Raw genomic sequence first — 834 nt, 5'->3', positions numbered from 1 at the left:
CGTCGATCGAGGCGGCCGCCTAGGCGGCGCTCCGGTCGGCGGCGAGCCCGGCCACGAGGCGACCGTCGGAGTAGACGCGCTCGGCCCGGGTGTCGTGGATGTCCTGTGCGGGGCCCGCGAAGGGGTCCCGGTCCGTGAGCACCAGGTCCGCGAGGAAGCCCTCGGCGACCCGGCCGAGGTCCGCGGCGCGGCCGTTACCCTCAATGCCGCCGAGTGTGTACGCCCGGAGGGCCACGGCGAGGTCCAGCTTCTCGTCGGCCAGGAAGACGCGCTCGTTGTAGTCGGGGTGCGCGCGCGGCACCTGACGGTTCACGGCGACGTGGATGCCGAGCCACGGGTCGGCCGAGGTCACGGGCCAGTCGGAGCCGCCGCACAGGTGGCTCCCGCTCCGGTGCAGGGAGCCGAAGGGGTACTGGTGGCCGACGCGCTCCTCGCCGAGGTAGGGCACGGTGAGGTCGACCATCTGGGGGTCGTAGCTTGCCCACAGCGGCTGCATGTTGGCCGAGGCGTTCAGCTCGCGGAACCGGGGCACATCGGCGGGGTGAATGATCTGGATGTGCGCCAGCAGGTGCAGGGTGGTTGAGGCGTCGCCGTTGCTCGTGCGCGCCGCCTCGATCGCATCGAGCGCCCCCCGGACCGCCCGGTCGCCGAGGGCGTGGAAGTGAATCTGGAAGCCGCGGCGGTCCAGCTCGGTCACGTAGCCGGGCAGCTGCTCCGGATCAACGAATGCGATGCCGGAGTTGTCCCCGCACCCGCATCCCGGGGTCAGGTAGGGCTCGATCATGGCGGCGGTCTGGTTTTCGGCGACGCCGTCCTGCATGATTTTGATCGTGT

The 834-nt window shown here is 71.2% G+C and carries 1 protein-coding gene; it reads right to left on the bottom strand.

Features of this window, described 5'->3' with window-relative positions:
• Positions 1–19 precede the first annotated feature (19 nt).
• Positions 20–834, bottom strand: an 815-nt coding sequence (locus OOT08_RS14040; protein ID WP_325093412.1) for an amidohydrolase, incomplete at its 5' end; no start/stop codon positions are given.

It is taken from the genome of Leucobacter sp. M11, assembly GCF_035726885.1.
Taxonomy (GTDB): domain Bacteria; phylum Actinomycetota; class Actinomycetes; order Actinomycetales; family Microbacteriaceae; genus JAPFRB01.
Note: the sequence above shows the minus strand (reverse complement) of the source record. Positions and strands in the feature narration are given on the sequence as shown.